The organism is Streptomyces sp. NBC_00102 (genome assembly GCF_026343115.1).
Classification (GTDB): domain Bacteria; phylum Actinomycetota; class Actinomycetes; order Streptomycetales; family Streptomycetaceae; genus Streptomyces.
Map to the genome: position 1 here is coordinate 4,569,036 of NZ_JAPEMC010000001.1, position 16,483 is coordinate 4,585,518.

Annotated in this window: 17 protein-coding genes; 8 read left to right on the plus strand and 9 right to left on the minus strand. The window is 72.8% G+C overall.

Going from position 1 to position 16,483, the window contains the following annotated elements; all coding sequences use genetic code 11:
• Positions 1-58 precede the first annotated feature (58 nt).
• From OHA55_RS20490 to OHA55_RS20500, 3 genes are all read right to left on the minus strand, one after another.
• Positions 59-1,720, minus strand: coding sequence for a phospho-sugar mutase (locus OHA55_RS20490; RefSeq protein WP_266708410.1), 1,662 nt, complete (start codon positions 1,718-1,720; stop codon positions 59-61).
• Positions 1,721-1,968: 248 nt separating this feature from the next.
• Entirely contained in the window at positions 1,969-2,793 is an 825-nt protein-coding gene (locus OHA55_RS20495) for a purine-nucleoside phosphorylase (protein WP_266708412.1), read from the minus strand.
• Between the two features lie 187 nt (positions 2,794-2,980).
• Positions 2,981-3,418: a gamma-glutamylcyclotransferase gene (locus OHA55_RS20500; RefSeq protein ID WP_266708414.1), complete on the minus strand. Its 438-nt coding sequence runs from the start codon at positions 3,416-3,418 to the stop codon at positions 2,981-2,983.
• A 275-nt stretch (positions 3,419-3,693) separates the two neighbouring features.
• On the opposite strand from OHA55_RS20500, the gene OHA55_RS20505 reads away from it, so the two are divergent.
• Positions 3,694-5,133: an NAD(P)H-quinone dehydrogenase gene (locus OHA55_RS20505; RefSeq protein WP_266708415.1), complete on the plus strand. Its 1,440-nt coding sequence runs from the start codon at positions 3,694-3,696 to the stop codon at positions 5,131-5,133.
• A 273-nt stretch (positions 5,134-5,406) separates the two neighbouring features.
• A complete protein-coding gene (locus tag OHA55_RS20510; RefSeq protein WP_266708416.1) occupies positions 5,407-6,390 on the plus strand; it encodes a DeoR/GlpR family DNA-binding transcription regulator in 984 nt (327 codons plus the stop codon).
• Positions 6,391-6,426: 36 nt separating this feature from the next.
• On the opposite strand, the gene OHA55_RS20515 is transcribed toward OHA55_RS20510, so the two are convergent.
• Both OHA55_RS20515 and OHA55_RS20520 read right to left on the minus strand, forming a co-directional pair.
• The gene (locus OHA55_RS20515; protein ID WP_266710844.1) at positions 6,427-6,996 is read right to left on the minus strand and encodes a TetR/AcrR family transcriptional regulator; all 570 of its coding nucleotides are present in this window, start codon (positions 6,994-6,996) and stop codon (positions 6,427-6,429) included.
• A 292-nt stretch (positions 6,997-7,288) separates the two neighbouring features.
• Entirely contained in the window at positions 7,289-9,040 is a 1,752-nt protein-coding gene (locus OHA55_RS20520) for a biotin carboxylase N-terminal domain-containing protein (RefSeq protein ID WP_266708417.1), read from the minus strand.
• 361 nt (positions 9,041-9,401) lie between these two features.
• On the opposite strand from OHA55_RS20520, the gene OHA55_RS20525 reads away from it, so the two are divergent.
• Entirely contained in the window at positions 9,402-9,893 is a 492-nt protein-coding gene (locus OHA55_RS20525) for a hypothetical protein (RefSeq protein WP_266708418.1), read from the plus strand.
• Here the strand turns inward: OHA55_RS20525 and OHA55_RS20530 are convergent.
• Both OHA55_RS20530 and OHA55_RS20535 read right to left on the minus strand, forming a co-directional pair.
• Positions 9,874-10,485, minus strand: a complete 612-nt coding sequence (locus OHA55_RS20530) for a nucleoside triphosphate pyrophosphatase (protein WP_266708419.1) — start codon at positions 10,483-10,485, stop codon at positions 9,874-9,876. The two genes, OHA55_RS20525 and OHA55_RS20530, sit on opposite strands and share 20 nt — an antisense overlap.
• Positions 10,486-10,658: 173 nt before the next feature.
• Positions 10,659-11,168 carry a MarR family winged helix-turn-helix transcriptional regulator gene (locus OHA55_RS20535; protein ID WP_266708420.1) on the minus strand — a complete coding sequence of 170 codons (510 nt, stop codon included), beginning with the start codon at positions 11,166-11,168 and terminating at the stop codon, positions 10,659-10,661.
• A gap of 142 nt (positions 11,169-11,310) precedes the next feature.
• Between OHA55_RS20535 and OHA55_RS20540 the strand changes: the two genes are divergently transcribed.
• The 5 genes from OHA55_RS20540 (at position 11,311) to OHA55_RS20560 (ending at position 16,016) form a co-directional block, all read left to right on the plus strand.
• Complete coding sequence (locus tag OHA55_RS20540) at positions 11,311-12,807, plus strand: MFS transporter (protein WP_266708421.1); 1,497 nt, start codon at positions 11,311-11,313, stop codon at positions 12,805-12,807.
• A gap of 190 nt (positions 12,808-12,997) precedes the next feature.
• Complete coding sequence (locus OHA55_RS20545) at positions 12,998-13,411, plus strand: GntR family transcriptional regulator (RefSeq protein WP_266708422.1); 414 nt, start codon at positions 12,998-13,000, stop codon at positions 13,409-13,411.
• The gene (locus OHA55_RS20550; protein ID WP_266708423.1) at positions 13,386-14,291 is read left to right on the plus strand and encodes an ABC transporter ATP-binding protein; all 906 of its coding nucleotides are present in this window, start codon (positions 13,386-13,388) and stop codon (positions 14,289-14,291) included. Before OHA55_RS20545 ends, OHA55_RS20550 begins: the two co-directional genes overlap by 26 nt.
• Positions 14,288-15,202: a hypothetical protein gene (locus OHA55_RS20555; protein ID WP_266708424.1), complete on the plus strand. Its 915-nt coding sequence runs from the start codon at positions 14,288-14,290 to the stop codon at positions 15,200-15,202. The genes OHA55_RS20550 and OHA55_RS20555 overlap by 4 nt, the downstream gene beginning before the upstream one ends.
• A gap of 118 nt (positions 15,203-15,320) precedes the next feature.
• Complete coding sequence (locus tag OHA55_RS20560; protein ID WP_266708425.1) at positions 15,321-16,016, plus strand: hypothetical protein; 696 nt, start codon at positions 15,321-15,323, stop codon at positions 16,014-16,016.
• 10 nt (positions 16,017-16,026) lie between these two features.
• Here OHA55_RS20560 and mmpB read toward each other — a convergent pair whose 3' ends face one another.
• Both mmpB and OHA55_RS20570 read right to left on the minus strand, forming a co-directional pair.
• Positions 16,027-16,155: a morphogenic membrane protein MmpB gene (gene mmpB, locus OHA55_RS20565; protein ID WP_266708426.1), complete on the minus strand. Its 129-nt coding sequence runs from the start codon at positions 16,153-16,155 to the stop codon at positions 16,027-16,029.
• A gap of 105 nt (positions 16,156-16,260) precedes the next feature.
• The gene (locus OHA55_RS20570; RefSeq protein WP_266708427.1) at positions 16,261-16,467 is read right to left on the minus strand and encodes an acyl-CoA carboxylase epsilon subunit; all 207 of its coding nucleotides are present in this window, start codon (positions 16,465-16,467) and stop codon (positions 16,261-16,263) included.
• Positions 16,468-16,483: the final 16 nt, after the last annotated feature.

Sequence of the window (16,483 nt, forward strand, 5' to 3'; positions counted from 1 at the left end):
CGTACGCGAGCGGGCCGGTACCTCCCCGGGGAGGTACCGGCCCGCTCGCGTACGCGTGTCAGATACCGGCCGCGGCGGAGAGGTCCCGCCTGATCCCGGCCAGCAGCTCCGCCGCCCGGGCCCGCGCGGCCGGCAGCCCGTCCGCCGAGGCGACCGGCACGACGACCTCCAGGTAGCACTTCAGCTTCGGCTCGGTGCCGCTGGGCCGGACGATCACCCGGGCGCCGTCCAGCCGGTAGCGCAGCCCGTCCGTGGGCGGCAGCTCGGCGGATCCTTTCGCCAGGTCCTCGGCCGAGGTGACCGCCAGCCCCGCCAGCTCGGCCGGCGGCCGCTCGCGGAGCCGGTGCATGGCGTCGGCGATGACGGAGAGATCCTCCACCCGGACCGAGAGCTGGTCGGTGGCGTGCAGGCCGTGCGCGAGGGCGAGGTCGTCCAGCAGGTCGAGCAGGGTGCGGCCGCGCTCCTTGAGCACCGAGGCCAGCTCGGTGACGAGCAGGGCCGCGGTGATGCCGTCCTTGTCCCGTACCCCGTCCGGGTCGACGCAGTAGCCGAGCGCCTCCTCGTAGCCGTAGCGCAGCCCGTCCACGCGGGCGATCCACTTGAAGCCGGTCAGCGTCTCCTCGTACCCGAGGCCGGCCCGGTCGGCGATCCGGCCGAGCAGCGAGGAGGAGACGATCGAGGCGGCGAGCACGCCCTCGGCGCCCCGGTCCACCAGGTGCGCGGCGAGCAGCGCGCCGACCTCGTCGCCGCGCAGCATCCGCCAGCCGCCCTCGGACGCCGGGTCCGGGACGGCGACGGCGCAGCGGTCCGCGTCCGGGTCGTTGGCGATGATCAGGTCCGGGTCGCACCGGCGGGCGGTCGCGAAGGAGAGGTCCATCGCGCCCGGCTCCTCCGGGTTCGGGAACGCGACGGTCGGGAACGCCGGGTCGGGTTCGGCCTGCTCGGCGACGAGCACCGGCGCGGGGAAGCCGGCCCGCTCGAACGCGGCGGTCAGCACCGAGGTACCGACGCCGTGCATCGCCGTGTAGACGGTCTGGGCGGTACGCGGGGAGCCGGCCAGGAGCACGGCGTCGGTACGCGCCAGATAGGCCTCCAGGACCTCCTCGCCGAGGACCTCCCAGCCGTCCTCGGGCCGGTCCACCCCGGCGAGCGGGCCGACGGCCGCGATGGCGGACGCGATCTCCGCGTCGGCCGGGGGCACGATCTGCGAGCCGTCGCCGAGGTAGACCTTGTAGCCGTTGTCGCGCGGCGGGTTGTGGCTCGCGGTGACCTCGACACCCGCGACGGCTCCCAGGTGCCGTATGGCGTACGCCAGAACGGGGGTGGGCAGCGGGCGCGGCAGCACGGCGGCGCGGAGTCCGGCGCCGGTCATCACGGCGGCGGTGTCCCGGGCGAAGTCGGCCGAGCGGTAGCGGGCGTCGTAGCCGACCACCACCAGCCCGGCGGCCTGCCCGGGGGACGCCTGGGCCTTGAGGTACGCGGCGAGACCCGCGGCGGCCCGGATCACGACGGCGCGGTTCATCCGCATCGGACCCGCGCCCAGCTCCCCGCGCAGACCGGCGGTGCCGAACTGGAGGGTGCCGGCGAAACGCGCGGCGAGCTCGTCGAGGGCTCCGGGGGCGTCGGAGCCGATCAGCCGCCCCAGCTCCTCCCGCGTCTCGGGGTCCGGGTCCTCGGCCTGCCAGGCCCTGGCCCGTTCGAGGAGGTCGTCGTCGTGCACGGGGGTCCACCTTTCGGGGAAGACGGAGGGTGCCGGTGGTGCGGGCGGTGCCGGTGGTGCTGGTGGTGCTGGTGGTGCGGGCGGTGCTGGTGGTGCGGGCGGTGCTGGTGGTGCGGGCGGTGCCGGTGGTGCGGGCGGTGGCGGTGGCGGCCCGGCCCGTGAGGGACGGGGCCGCCACCGGTGCCGTCGCGCGGGCTCCAGGCCGTGTTGCGAAAGGAGCGCCGTCCGCCCGGAGGGCGGGTCAGCCCTCAGATGCGGTCGAGGACGCGGGCCAGCAGGTCGCCCATGCGCGCGGCCGAGTCCCGGCCGGCCTGGAGGACCTCTTCGTGGTTGAGCGGTTCACCGGAGAGACCGGCGGCGAGGTTGGTCACCAGCGAGATGCCCAGCACCTCCGCGCCCGCCTCGCGCGCGGCGATGGCCTCCAGCACGGTGGACATGCCCACCAGGTCGCCGCCCATCGCGCGGACCATGCCGATCTCGGCCGGGGTCTCGTAGTGCGGGCCGGGGAACTGGACGTACACGCCCTCCTCCAGCGAGGAGTCGATCTCCTGGCAGAGCGCCCGCAGCCGGGGGGAGTACAGGTCGGTCAGGTCGACGAAGTTGGCGCCGATGATCGGGGAGGTGGCCGTGAGGTTGATGTGGTCGGAGATCAGCACCGGCTGGCCGGGGCGCATGCCCTCGCGCAGACCGCCGCAGCCGTTGGTCAGCACGACGGTGCGGCAGCCGGCGGCCACGGCCGTACGGACCCCGTGGGCGACGGCGGCGACGCCGCGGCCCTCGTAGAAGTGGGTGCGGCCGAGGAAGACCAGTACGCGCTTCTCGCCGATGCGGTACGAGCGGACGGTGCCGCCGTGGCCCTCGACGGCCGGGGGCGGGAATCCGGGAAGGTGCGTCACCGGGAACTCGGCGTCCGGGACACCCAGCGCATCGCCGGCGGGCCCCCACCCGGACCCCATCACGAGGACCACGTCGTGGGTCTCGGCGCCGGTCAGCTCCCGCAGCCTGGCGGCGGCCTCCGCGGCCACCGCGTGCGGGTCGTCCTGGATGTTGTCCGGAATAACAGATGCGTTCACCGGACGAGGGTAACCGCTGAATCCCTACGCGCGTAGATGGACCGGCACACAGTCTGTCCGGTCCTTTCGTATTTTCATACGACCATTCCTGCGATCGAAGGCCGGGAGGCCTTGTCCCACACGGGTCCAGCGGGGTGTGTGAGCCCCCTGGGGCCGGTGCGCCCACCGGGGGTGCCCGGGTCGGCGGTCAGCAGGGGCGCTTGCGCAGTTCCATGACGTAGTCGTGCGGGGCCCCGGCGGACTCCGCGGCGTCGGCCACCTCGCCGAGGTAGCGGGCGGAGGGCAGACCGCCCTCGTAACCGTTGAGCACGTACATCCAGGCCGGCTCCTCGCCGTCCAGGGTGTGCACGCGCACCCGCATCCGCCGGTAAATGTCGAGCCCGACACCCTCCCAGCGGTCCATGGAGTCCTCGTCCATCGGCGCCACGTCGTACAGGGCGACGAAAACCTGGGAGCGCGGCGCCTCGACGACCGTCGCCAGCGCCCCTTCCCAGCCCATCTGCTCCCCGCCGAAGGTCAGCCGCCAGCCGTTGAGCCAGCCCGTGCCGCGCAGCGGGGAATGCGGTGCGCGGCGCGTCATCAGCCGCGCGTCGAGGTTGCCGGCGTACGCGGCGTAGAGCGACATGTGTCCGAGGGTACGGGAGATGCGGAGCGGCGTGCCGAACTCCGGGCAGGAACAGCCCGGGAGAGGGAACGGCGGCGGACGGCGGGTCCGCGTCCGCGCCACCCCGTCCGAGCTGCGAGGACGGCCCCGGTGCCCGGATGGAGGGCCCCGGGGGGAAGCCACTTGGCGGGTGCGGGACAATGGAGGGCGTACTGCATTCCCCCGGGGCGATCCCCCGGACCCCCGGCCGGGACGGCAGACGGCCGTGGGATGACACCACGCGAGGCGGACATTTCGTGACCAGGATCGTGATCATCGGCGGCGGCCCCGGCGGCTACGAGGCGGCACTGGTCGGCACCCAGCTCGGGGCGGAGGTCACCGTCGTCGACTGCGACGGCCTCGGCGGAGCCTCCGTACTCACCGACTGCGTCCCCTCGAAGACCCTGATCGCCACCGCCGAGGTGATGACGACCTTCGACTCCTCCTACGAGGAGCTGGGCATCATCGTCGCCGACGACACCCCGCACCTGGAGCAGGCCGCCCGGGTCGTCGGGGTCGACCTCGGCAAGGTCAACCGGCGGGTCAAGCGCCTCGCGCTCGCCCAGTCCCACGACATCACCGCCTCCGTCACCCGGGCCGGCGCCCGCGTGATGCGCGGACGCGGCCGGCTGGAGGGCCTCCAGGCCGCCGACGGCTCCCGCCAGGTCGTGGTGACCGCGGCCGACGGCTCCGAGGAGCGGCTCACCGCCGACGCGGTGCTGATCGCCACCGGCGGCCACCCCCGCGAGATCCCGGACGCGCAGCCCGACGGCGAGCGCATCCTGAACTGGACCCAGGTCTACGACCTCGACGAACTCCCCGAGGAGCTCATCGTGGTCGGCTCCGGCGTCACCGGCGCCGAGTTCGCCGGCGCCTACCAGGCGCTCGGCTCCCGGGTCACCCTCGTCTCCTCCCGCGACCGGGTGCTGCCGGGCGAGGACCCGGACGCCGCCGCCGTGCTGGAGGACGTGTTCCGCCGCCGCGGCATGAACGTCATGGCCCGCTCCCGCGCCCAGGCCGCCAAGCGCGTCGGCGACCGCGTCGAGGTCACCCTCGCGGACGGCCGCGTCATCTCCGGCACGCACTGCCTGATGGCGGTCGGTGCGATCCCGAACACCGAGGGCATGGGCCTGGAGGAGGCCGGCGTCCACCTCAAGGAGTCCGGCCACATCAAGACCGACAAGGTCTCCCGCACCAGCGCCCCGGGCGTCTACGCCGCCGGTGACGTCACCGGAGTCTTCGCGCTGGCCTCGGTCGCCGCGATGCAGGGCCGGATCGCGATGTACCACTTCCTCGGCGACGCGGTGGCCCCGCTGAACCTGAAGACCGTCTCCTCCAACGTCTTCACCGACCCGGAGATCGCCACCGTCGGCTACACCCAGGCCGACGTGGACGCCGGCAAGATCGAGGCCCGGGTCGTCAAGCTCCCGCTGCTGCGCAACCCGCGCGCGAAGATGCTCGGCATCCGCGACGGCTTCGTCAAGATCTTCTGCCGTCCCGGTACCGGCATCGTGGTCGGCGGCTGCGTCGTCGCGCCGCGCGCCAGCGAACTCATTCATCCGATTTCGGTCGCGGTCGACAACAACTTGACGGTGGAACAGATCGCGAACGCGTTCACCGTGTACCCGTCCCTGTCGGGTTCGATCGCCGAGGTGGCGCGCCAGCTGCACACCCGGAAGCTCGACGGCGAAGCGTAGTCACCCCGCGCAACCGGCCCCGCGCATCGGCAACTGCCGCTGCTGCGGGGCCTGTTGGTATCACGGGCGGGTAACGGGCGGACCGCATCCGATCGCTCCTCGACCAGTTGTGTGCATGTCCCAGCCAATCCGGCGGCAACTGGCGGCGACTCCGCGGGCAAGTCTGACAACATCGCTTTCGCGTATATCACTTGGTGACCCACTTCGTTGCCAACTTCTGCAATTCGGCCCAATGCGCTGAAAACGCGCGCGGGTCAGGTTACTGTCAGTTCTGTGTTCGCTGCAGAACGTCGTCAATTGATCCTCGAAATGGTGCGCGCCAACGGGGCGGTATCGCTCCGTGAGCTCGCCCGCGTCGTCCAGACCTCCGAAGTGACCGTACGGCGGGACGTGCGGGCACTGGAGGCAGAAGGACTCCTCGACCGCCGGCACGGCGGTGCGGTCTTGCCGGGCGGTTTTACGCGGGAGTCCGGCTTTCCGCAGAAATCCCATCTCTCGTCCGCGGAGAAGACGGCCATCGCCGATGTGGCGGCCGGCCTGGTCGGTGAGGGCGAAGCCATCGTCGTCGGGGCCGGTACCACCACGCAGGAGCTGGCCCGCCGGCTCGCCCGGGTACCCGGCCTCACCGTCGTGACCAACTCCCTGCTGGTCGCCCAGGCCCTGGCCCACGCCAACCGCGTGGAGGTCGTGATGACCGGAGGCACCCTGCGCGGGAGCAACTACGCCTTGGTCGGCAGCGGAGCCGAGCAGTCCCTCCAGGGGCTGCGGGTGTCCCGGGCCTTCCTCTCCGGGAGCGGGCTGACCGCGGAGCGCGGGCTCTCCACGTCCAACATGCTCTCGGCCAGCGTCGACCGGGCCCTGGTGCAGGCCGCCGCCGAGGTGGTCGTACTCGCCGACCACACCAAGCTGGGCGCCGACACCATGTTCCAGACGGTGCCGACGGAGCTGGTCACCCGACTGGTCACGGACGAACCCCCGCTGCACGACGAGCGGGCCGCCGCCGAGATCCAGGCCCTGGCCGATCAGGGCGTGGAGATCACCCTCGCGGGCGGTGACGCCGACTCCGGTGTCTCCGGTGGTTCCGGGGTTTCCGGCCCGGAAGGCGTCCCGCCGGGCGGCAGACAGCGGCGCGAGATGCCGCTGCCGGGTCAGCGCCGTACGCAGAACGGCGGCCTGGGGCAGCAGTTGCGGAGTGCGGCCGTGATGGCCGATCCCGGGCCCGAGCGTGCCAGGGTGGCGGACCTGCGCCGCCGTTGAGCGACCGGGCCTTCGGGCGGAGCGCTGCCGGGCCGATCAGGACGCGGGCGCGGTCTCGGGCCTGTTCTTGAGCCCCTGGAGCGTCAGCAGGAGCAGCCGGTCGGACAGCCCGGGGTCCTCGGGGTTCTGCTCGGCGGCCAGGGCGATGGCGTTCGTCAGCTGCATCAGATCGTCGATCGACGCGTCCGCCCGCACGGCCCCGCTCTCCTGCGCCCGTGCCAGCAGCCGGGCCCCCGCCTCGCGCAGCGGGACGTGACAGGGGGCCAGGGCCGAGGTGTCGTCCCGCGAGGCGGTGAGCAGCGCCCGGGCCAGTCCCCGGTACTCGCCCGCGTGCCGGACGATGCAGCCGAGCCACTCCACCAGGGCATGGCAGGGCTGGTCGGCCCGTGCCAGGGCGTACGAGCGGTCGAGCAGGTCCGCCAGCGCGTCCTGGAAGACCGCGTTCATCAGCGCGGGCCGGGTGGGGAAGTGCCGGTACAGCGTGCCGATCCCGACGCCGGCGCGCCGGGCGAGGTCCTCCAGCGAGGCGTCGGTGCCTTGTTCGGCGAAGAGCGTGCGGGCCTCGCCGACCAGCCGGTCGTGGTTGCGGCGGGCGTCGGCGCGCATCGGCCGTCCGGGCGCGGGGGCGCGCACGGGTGAACCCGGACCGGCCCCGTCGGGGTCCGGAGTCGGTGCCGTGCTCGGCGGCGTCACGCTGGCCATGGTTGGGTCGTCCTCCCGGGTCTCCTCGGCTCCAGGATGCCACCGCCTTCCGGCGGCCCCGCCCCCGGACCGGTTCCTGGGCCCTTTGCCCTGCGTGCGGGGCCGGTACGCACCAGGGCCCCGCCGGGTCCGTACGCGGTGGGCGTACGGACCCGGCGGGGCCCTGACGGGAGAGCCCGAGGGCAGTCCCGCGGCGTCAGTCCTTGATCTCGCAGATCGCGGCGCCGGACGACAGCGAGCTGCCGACCTCGGCGGTGAGGCCCTTGATCGTGCCGGAGCGGTGCGCGTTGAGGGGCTGCTCCATCTTCATGGCCTCCAGGACGACGACGAGGTCGCCCTCCTTGACCTCCTGGCCCTCTTCCACGGCCACCTTGACGATGGTGCCCTGCATGGGGGAGGCGAGGGTGTCGCCCGAGGCGGCGGAGCCGGCCTTCTTCGCCGCGCGGCGCTTCGGCTTCGCACCGGCCGCCAGGCCCGTACGGGCGAGGCTCATGCCCAGCGACGAGGGGAGCGAGACTTCCAGGCGCCGGCCGCCGACCTCGACGACGACGATCTCCCGGTTGCCCTCGTCCTCGTCCGCCTCGGCGGGAGTGGTGAAGGGCTTGATCTCGTTGACGAACTCGGTCTCGATCCAGCGGGTGTGGATGGTGAACGGGTCCGAGGTGAACGCCGGGTCCACCACGACCGCGCGGTGGAACGGGATGGCCGTGGCCATCCCCTCGACGGTGAACTCGCCGAGCGCGCGGGCGGCGCGCTGGAGCGCCTGCTCACGGGTGGCGCCGGTGACGATCAGCTTGGCCAGGAGCGAGTCCCAGGCCGGGCCGATGACGCTGCCGGACTCGACGCCCGCGTCCAGCCGGACACCGGGGCCGGTCGGGGCGTTGAAGGTGGTGACGGTGCCCGGGGCGGGCAGGAAGCCCCGGCCCGGGTCCTCGCCGTTGATACGGAACTCGAACGAGTGACCGCGCAGCGTCGGGTCGCCGTATCCCAGCTCCTCGCCGTCGGCGATCCGGAACATCTCACGGACCAGGTCGATGCCGGAGACCTCTTCGGTGACCGGGTGCTCCACCTGGAGGCGGGTGTTGACCTCCAGGAAGGAGATCGTGCCGTCCGTGCCGACGAGGAACTCGACCGTGCCGGCGCCGACGTAGCCGGCCTCCTTCAGGATCGCCTTCGAAGCGGCGTACAGCTGGGCGTTCTGCTCCTCGGAGAGGAAGGGGGCCGGGGCCTCCTCGACCAGCTTCTGGTGGCGGCGCTGGAGCGAGCAGTCGCGGGTGGAGACGACGACGACGTTGCCGTGCTGGTCGGCGAGGCACTGGGTCTCGACGTGGCGCGGCTTGTCGAGGTAGCGCTCGACGAAGCACTCGCCCCGGCCGAACGCGGCGACCGCCTCGCGGACCGCGGAGTCGTACAGCTCCGGGACCTCTTCGAGAGTGCGGGCGACCTTCAGGCCGCGTCCGCCACCGCCGAAGGCGGCCTTGATGGCGATGGGCAGACCGTGCTCCCGCGCGAACGCCACGACCTCCTCGGAGCCCGAGACCGGGTCCGGGGTACCGGCGACGAGCGGGGCACCGGCGCGCTGCGCGATGTGCCGGGCCGCGACCTTGTCGCCGAGGTCGCGGATCGCCTGCGGCGGCGGGCCGATCCAGGTCAGACCGGCGTCCAGCACCGCCTGCGCGAACTCCGCGTTCTCGGACAGGAATCCGTACCCCGGGTGGATCGCGTCGGCGCCGGAATCGGCGGCGGCGCGCAGTACCTTGGCGATGTCCAGGTAGCTGGTGGCCGGGGTGTCACCGCCCAGGGCGAACGCCTCGTCGGCCGCGCGGACGTGCAGAGCGTCCCGGTCCGGATCGGCGTAGACGGCGACGCTGGCGATCCCGGCGTCCCGGCAGGCCCGAGCGACGCGGACAGCGATTTCGCCACGGTTGGCGATGAGCACCTTGCGCACGATGACTCCCTCCTAGGAACAAGCTGAGTTTAGGGACTACCAACACGGCCGTACGACCCGTCCCCATGGGTGAGCTTGCCCACACGGAGCGTGATTTCTAGGCTTCCGGAGTCGCAAAATCCCTTGTCGGACCACGGTACGCCGCGATCCTCAACCGCACAGTAGCCACGAGGTGTGGTCCAGGTCTCTGTCCGTAGGCGCAACGACCGATGGCTTTTCTTTGTCGGGTCCCCACGAACGGGTGATGAATTCCTTGCCGCGCGGCCGAACCCCGACGGACGTGCAAGGGCTCTTGTCCAGATGTTTACCCGACAGTAGGGTCCGCGGTGTCGGGTAACTATGGGTAACAGGGGGTGGCGCCGTGGTGCGCAGACCGGTGGCCGTCGTGACCGCGCTCGTTCTCCTCGCCGAGGCGGTGGGCGTGGCGATCGTCAACGTCGTCCTCGCCACGGTGGCGGAGAACCAGAACATGTCGCTGGCGGGCCTGGAGCCCGGGGCGATGAGCACCGGCGCCTGGGCGATGGGCGGTGTCTCGACCGTTCTGCTGGCGGCCGTCGCGCTGATCGCGCTGACCGCCGCGGTGCGCGACCGCTCCCCGGGCCGGGTGGGACGGTTCGCGCTGATCGCCACCGCGGTCGTGCACGGGGTGCTCGGCGCCCTGGTGGTGGGGCTGGTCGGATGGTCCGCCTTCGTCGTCCTGATGGTCGCGCTGGCACTGATCGTCGGCACCCTGATCGGTTACGGCCCCGAGCGCCGCAAGCCCGCGGCGGCCGCGGGGAACCCCGGCGCGGGGGGAGCGCCCGAGACAGCGGGGCCCCCGGCGCCTCCGGCGATCAGCCCCACAACTCCGTGACCGACACGCCCAGTTCGCCGAGGAGGCGGCGCAGCAGCGGCAACGAGAGCCCGATCACGTTGGAGTGGTCGCCCTCGATGGAGTCGATGAACGGACCCGAGAGGCCGTCCAGGGTGAACGCCCCGGCGACGTACAGCGGTTCGCCCGTGGCGACGTAGGCGGCGACCTCGGTGTCGGTGGGCTCACCGAAGCGCACGACCGTGGACGCGGTCGCGGACGCCGTGCGCCCGCTCGCCGTGTCGATCACGCTGTGGCCGGTCCGCAGCACTCCGGCGCGGCCCCGCATCGCCTGCCAGCGGGCCGTGGCCTCCTCGGCGTCGGCGGGCTTGCCGAGCGCCTCCCCGTCCAGGTCGAGCACCGAATCGCACCCCACCACCAGGGCGTCCGCCGCCTCGGGGAGCGCCGCCACGGCGGCGGCCTTCGCCTGCGCGAGGACCAGTGCCAGTTCGCCGGGGGTCGGTGCGGAGAGCGCGTCCTCGTCCACCCCGCTGACGATCTTCTCGGGGGTGAAGCCCGCCTGCCGCAGCAGGCCGAGACGGGCGGGGGAGGCGGAGGCGAGCACGAGCCGGCGCTTGGCAGTCATGCGCGCCATCGTAGGTCGCCGGCCGGTCCGGGCCGCCCGGGTTCCCGGCGCGGCCGGCTCCGTGCGGCGGTCGCGGGGTGCCGGGGCTCCCCGGGCGGCCCGCCGGCCCGGGCCGCGCGGGCGGTGTGACGGCGGGAGGCGCGGCCCGGGCGGCCGGGGTGGGCCGGCCAGGGGGCGGGAGTTCAGGGGCGGGGCGCGGGCGGGCGGGGGTGCGTGTCCTGATCGGCCAAGTGGCCGTCCATGGTGGCGTTCAGGTCCGCCATGAACGCTTCGACCTGTCCCAGGAACCGGGGCGAGTGGTGCGACATCGTGGCGTCGAGGCGCTGGGCGAGCGGTCCGAAGAACTCGTCCGCCCTCTCCTGGATGTGCGATCCGCTGCGCAGGGTGACGATGCGCCGGTCGGAGTGCTCGCGGGCGCGGGTGATGTGCCCTGCCGATTCGAGGCGGTTCAGGAGTGCGGTGGTGGCGCCCGTGGAGAGGGGGATCCGCTCGCTCAGTCTCGCCGGTGACAGGGGGGTGCCGCGCTCCTCGGCGGCGGCGATCTCCAGGACCGCGGTGGCGTCGGTGGAATGCAGGCCGAGCCAGGAGGCGAAGCGCCGGCTGAGCTCGGCGTAGTGGCTGCCGTAGATCCTCAGCGATTCCATCAGCCGCTCGCGCTGCTCCGCGACGCCGTCGTCCACGGCTTCCTCCATGCCGGTCCTCCACCCTTTGTCCACTGCCGCTGTCTTCTGCCGTGCGATCCGCGTGGGCCAATCCGCTCCGACTCCGCTTTGACAACCTACCGCCACCACTTTACCTTCATGATGGAATTACTTCACCATGGAGGTATCTGGCGTGCGTGAACCGTCTCCCACTCCCGACGGGGCGACCGGGCCCCACCGATGGCTGATCCTGGCGGTGATGATCGTCGCGGAGATCATGGATCTCCTGGACGCCTCGATCGTCAACGTCGCCGGACCGGACCTGGAAGAGTCGCTCGGTGCCGGTTCGGCCGGACTGCAATGGGTGATCGGCGGCTACGCCCTCACCCTGGGCGCCGGGCTCGTGCTGGGCGGCCGGCTCGGCGACCGCTACGGCCGGCGCCGGATGTTCCTGATCGGACTCGCGGCTTTCACCGCGTGCTCCCTGCTGTGTGCGGCCGCGCCCGGCATCGGTTCGCTGATCGCCTTCCGCCTGCTGCAGGGCGCAGCCGGGGCCGTGCTGCTGCCCCAGGGGCTGGGCCTGCTGCGGGAGAACTTCTCCGGCCCCGAGCTCACCAAGGTCTTCGCCGTCTTCGGGCCCGTCCTGGGGCTGGGCGGCATCATCGGCCCCGTTCTGGGCGGCTTCCTCATCGAGGGCGACTTCTTCGGGCTCGGCTGGCGCTCGGTGTTCCTGATCAACCTGCCCATCGGCGTCGTGGCGCTGATCGTCGCCGCCAGGTTCGTGCCCAGGAAGGCGGGCGACCGCTCGGTCCGGGTCGATGCGGCCGGTGCCGTGCTGGTCGTGATCGCCTGCGCCCTGCTGGTGCTGCCGCTCAATCAGGGGCAGGAGGAGGGCTGGCCGCTGTGGACGTGGGTGTCCATGGCCGCATCGGTGGCCGGATTCGCCCTCTTCGCCCTTCAGCAGCGCCGTACGGCCAACGGGGGGAGGGAGCCGTTGGTGACTCCGAGCCTGCTGCGCAAGCCGGCCTTCACCGTCGGACTCGGCGGCATCGCCCTGTTCTTCGGCGGGCTGATCGGCACGCAGCTCGTACTGACCCTGTTCCTCCAGATCGGCCGGCACTTCACCGCCGGCGAGGCGGGGCTGGGCAACCTGCCCCTCGCCGTGGGGACCGCGATCGGCGGCGCGGTCAGCGGCGCGTTCCTCGCCGACAGGATCGGCCGCAAGGTGCTGCAGGCCGGACCACTGGTCCAGCTGGCCGGCGCTGCCGTGCTGTGGTTCGAGCTCGACGGCCTCGACGCGTCCTCGTTCTCGGTCTGGGACATCGTTCCCGGCGTGGCGGTGGCGGGTGTCGGCGCCGGCATGGTGATCGCCGCACTGTTCGGTTTCATCCTGGCCGCGGTCGACGACGACGAGATCGGGTCCGCCTCCGGTGTCCTTTCGGCGGTCCAGGCGGTCGGTGGCTCCATCGGCGTCGCGGTCTTCGGCTCGGTGTTCTTCGCCCGGGTCGAGGCCGGTGACTTCACCGGCGGTTTCCGTCGCGCGCTGATCGTCCAGGCGTGCCTGCTGGTGGCCTTCTTCGCGAGCACCTTCCTGTTGCCGAGGAAGGGGCGCCCCGAAGAGGACCAGCACGCCGTCACCACCGGGGCGGCGGTCGACGGCTCCGGCCCCGAGCGGAATCTCGCCGTCTGAGATCCGGCCCGGAGCGTGCGCGCGGCGGCCTCGGCCGGTTGGGACGGAACGCCCGTTCCGTTTGGCCGGCCCGTCCGTGTCCGCCCGGCCGACGATCGCCCGTGGAGGTGATACCTCAATGCGCCTTGACGTGCCCGGACGGCTCAATGCATCATTGGACTAGTTCATTGGTTCTACGGGAGGTGAAGCCATGGGGTTCGCCTTCCGTATCGATCGGCGCGGTGGCGTCCCGAACTACGTCCAGATCATCCAGCAGGTCCAGCAGGCACTCCGGCTGGGTCTGCTGAAGCCGGGTGACCGGCTGCCCACCGCGCGGGCGGTGGTGGAAGCGACCGCGCTCAACCCCAACACCGTGCTCAAGGCGTACCGCGAGCTGGAGTCCCAGGGACTCGTCGAGACCCGGCGCAGACACGGGACCTTCGTGACCGGCACCCTCGGCGCCTCCTCGGCCGACTCGCCCTGGCGGGTGGAGCTCGCGGACGTGGCCGCCCGGGCCGCCGCCGAGGGAGCCGAACGCGACGACCTCGCCGCCCTGTTCAACGACGTGCTGGACGACCTCTACCTCCCGAAGGAGCCCGATGACGTTCCCCACCGGCAGCCCTGACACGGCGCTCGCGGCCCACGGGGTCACCCAGAGATACGGGCGCAGGGGCAGGAACGTCCTCGACCGGTGCACCTTCGGCGTCCCCGCAGGCGTCGTCTCCGCTCTCGTGGGTCCCAACGGATCCGGAAAAACTACCCTGTTGGAACTCGCGGCCGGCGTGCGTCGGCCCGCGTCCGGGACGGTCGAAGTCCTGGGCGGACCGCCGGGAGCCGGACACCCCCGGGTCGCCTACCTGGCCCAACACCGGCCGTTGTTCAACGGGTTCACGGTCGGCGAGATGCTGCGCGTGGGCGCCCGGACCAACGGGTCCAACTGGGACGCCGAGCTGGCCGGGCGGATCGCCCGGCCGCTGCGCGACGACCGGGTCGGCGCCCTGTCCGGCGGCCAGCGCACCCGCCTGGCCCTGGCCCTCGCCCTCGGCAAACGCGCCGACCTGCTGCTGCTGGACGAGCCGATGGCCGATCTCGACGTGCTGGCGCGGCAGGAGTTGATGGGGCTGCTCATGGCGCACGTCGCCGACACCGGCACCACCGTGGTGATGTCCTCCCACATCATCTCCGAGCTGGCCGACGTCTGCGACCACCTGCTCCTGCTCGACCGGGGCACGGTCAGGCTCTGCGGCGACATCGACGAACTGACCGCGTCTCACGCCGTGGTCGCGGTGACCGGCGGCCCCGACCGCCTCGGCGGGCACACCGTCGTGGAGTCCCGCCCGGCCGGACGCGGCACCAGCGCGCTCATCCGTCCCGCCGGGCCGCTGCCCGCCGCCTGGGACGCCCGGACCCCCTCGCTGGAGGAACTGGTCCTCGCCCACCTCACCCCCGCCGCCGCGGGTCACACGGCCGCTCCGGCCACTCTCAGCAAGGAAGACGCCGCATGAGCGCCCCCGCCGCCGCCTCGCCCGCCCTGCCCACCCGGGCCGGACGCGGTCTGCCGCTCGTGCGCATCGCCGTACGGCAGTACCGGTGGGTCGCGCTCGTCCTCCTGCTGCCGGCCGCGTACGTCTGCGCCGCGATCCTCCACCACTACGCCAGTTGGGCCGACGCCCTGGCCCTGCGTGACCATGTCGGAAGCCAGGCCTACCACTTCGGGCGCTACACGGACGACGCCCACCAGGTGACCGGGCGGCTCGTGGACGACGGCTCGTCACTCGCCTTCCGGCCCGCTCTGCTCGCCGCGCTCGTCACCGCCGTGCTGACCGCGCGGGAGTGGGAGACCCGCCGGGTCGTCCTCGCGCTGACCCAGTCGGTCACGCCCCGGCGGTGGTTCACCGTCCGCTGGGCGGTCCAGGCGGCGTTCCTCGCGGCGGTGACCGTCCCCGGGGTTGCGCTGTACCGGATCAGCGCCGTGCACGGCTTCCGCCTCGGCCTGCTCACCTACGGCGCCGAACGGCAGAACGCGTACTACACGATCGGCCCGGTGACCGTCGCCCACGTCCTTCTCGGAGTCGCGGCCGGAGCGCTGTGCGGCACCCTCCTGCGCCGCACCCTGCCGGCCCTCGTCGCGGCGCCCGTCCTCACCTGGCTGGTCGCCGGAGCGGTGGTCCGCTCCCGGGCCGTGCTGCTGGTCGACTTCCCGCTGTTCTCCAAGGTCCACGGCTTCCACCCGGGCGGAGTGGCCGGACTCCAGTTCTACGACGCCCTGCCCCAGGACAGCTACCTCATGAACGCCCTCGAACCCGGTGACTACTGGGGCTTCCAGATCGCCTCCAGCGCGCTGGTGCTCGCCGCCGCGGCCCTGCTCGCCGTCGCCGCGCTCCGCGTACTGCGCCGCCGCACCGCTCAGTACTGACCGACGCGGACCTCTCCGCCCCACGCGCTGCCGGAGTCGTCGGCAGCGGCTCCGCCCTGCCCCGCCGCTCTTCGCTCCACCGCTCTTCGCCCGCTCTTCCCCCGAGAAAGCAGCCACCATGACGACGCACGCCACCGGCCACCAGGACACCGACGGCCAAGAGGTTCGCCGGTACCTCGACGCCGTCGAGCAGGCCGTCTCGGCCCTGCCGGCACGTCGACGCAAGGAGACGGTCGGGGGCGTCGCCGAACGCGTCGCCGTCGCCCTCGCCGAACGTCCCGGGCAGCTCGCGCGGATCCTCGCCGAACTCGGCGCCCCGGAGCAGGTCGGCGCGGCAGCCGTGGACGCGTACCAGGCGGACGTGGAGGCCCCCTGGTGGAGCAGCCCCCGCCTGATCGTGTGGGGTCTCGCGGCGGGCAGCCTGGTGAGCGTCCTCGGCCGGCTCCCGTCCGGCGACGGGGTTCAGGAGATCTTCGCCCTCCCGGTCTTCTTCCTGACCTTCGGAGCCTGCGTCGCGCTGTGCCTGTCCCCGTGGTGGAGCCGGGGCCGCAGGTGCGCCGCCCTCGCCTGGCTCCTGGTGCCGAACCTCTTCCTCAGCCTCGCGATGGGGGCCACCGACAGCCACGGGATACGGATCACGCTGAGCGTCGTGTCGGTCGCCGTGCGCGCCGGAGTGCTCTGGTGGATGTGGAGCGGCCGGACCACCCCCGAGCCCGACCGTCACCGCTTCCCGCGCTGGGCCAAGGTGCTGAGCTGGATCGCCGTGGGCGCCGTGGCCGCGGGCGAGACCGTCCTGTGGGCCGTCACGCTGTAGGCGCGAGCGCTCAGCGCAGGCCGAGCACGAACATCCCGACCACCATGGCCAGCGCGAGGAGGATCCCCGCGCGCCGCAGCATCTCCTGGGCGTCGCGCAGTTCCTTCGGCGGGCGGTTGTCGGGATCGGACCAGAGCATGCGTCCGATCCTGCTCCGCCCGCCGGGGTCCTGCCTGAGTACGAGTACTCAACCACCCGAAAGCGGGACCACGGTCACTCTCGGCGACCGGGTGGCCGGGGTGGCTCAGGCGGGCCAGTAGGTGCGCGCCCACGCCGTCGGCCCCGGCAGGGCCCGCGTGGTGCGGGCGATCCGCGCCGGGTCGGACCACTGCGCGGGCGGCGCCGGCGCGGTGTCCGGCGTCGCCGCCGCCGAAGCGGCGCGCGCCCGGACCACCGCCAGGGCGGCGGCGAGTTCCTCGGGGGTCGGGTTGCCCCGGACGACCTTGATCATGGCGGGCTCCAATCCG

Bases quoted from the DNA above. Each gene is read 5' to 3' on its own strand.
- OHA55_RS20560 (WP_266708425.1), top strand. From the start codon at position 15,321: ATGACGACGCACGCCACCGGCCACCAGGACACCGACGGCCAAGAGGTT.
- mmpB (WP_266708426.1), bottom strand. From the start codon at position 16,155: ATGCTCTGGTCCGATCCCGACAACCGCCCGCCGAAGGAACTGCGCGAC.
- OHA55_RS20515 (WP_266710844.1), bottom strand. From the start codon at position 6,996: ATGCGCGCCGACGCCCGCCGCAACCACGACCGGCTGGTCGGCGAGGCC.
- OHA55_RS20550 (WP_266708423.1), top strand. From the start codon at position 13,386: ATGACGTTCCCCACCGGCAGCCCTGACACGGCGCTCGCGGCCCACGGG.
- OHA55_RS20555 (WP_266708424.1), top strand. From the start codon at position 14,288: ATGAGCGCCCCCGCCGCCGCCTCGCCCGCCCTGCCCACCCGGGCCGGA.
- OHA55_RS20545 (WP_266708422.1), top strand. From the start codon at position 12,998: ATGGGGTTCGCCTTCCGTATCGATCGGCGCGGTGGCGTCCCGAACTAC.
- OHA55_RS20500 (WP_266708414.1), bottom strand. From the start codon at position 3,418: ATGTCGCTCTACGCCGCGTACGCCGGCAACCTCGACGCGCGGCTGATG.
- OHA55_RS20535 (WP_266708420.1), bottom strand. From the start codon at position 11,168: ATGGAGGAAGCCGTGGACGACGGCGTCGCGGAGCAGCGCGAGCGGCTG.
- OHA55_RS20570 (WP_266708427.1), bottom strand. From the start codon at position 16,467: ATGATCAAGGTCGTCCGGGGCAACCCGACCCCCGAGGAACTCGCCGCC.
- OHA55_RS20530 (WP_266708419.1), bottom strand. From the start codon at position 10,485: ATGGCGCGCATGACTGCCAAGCGCCGGCTCGTGCTCGCCTCCGCCTCC.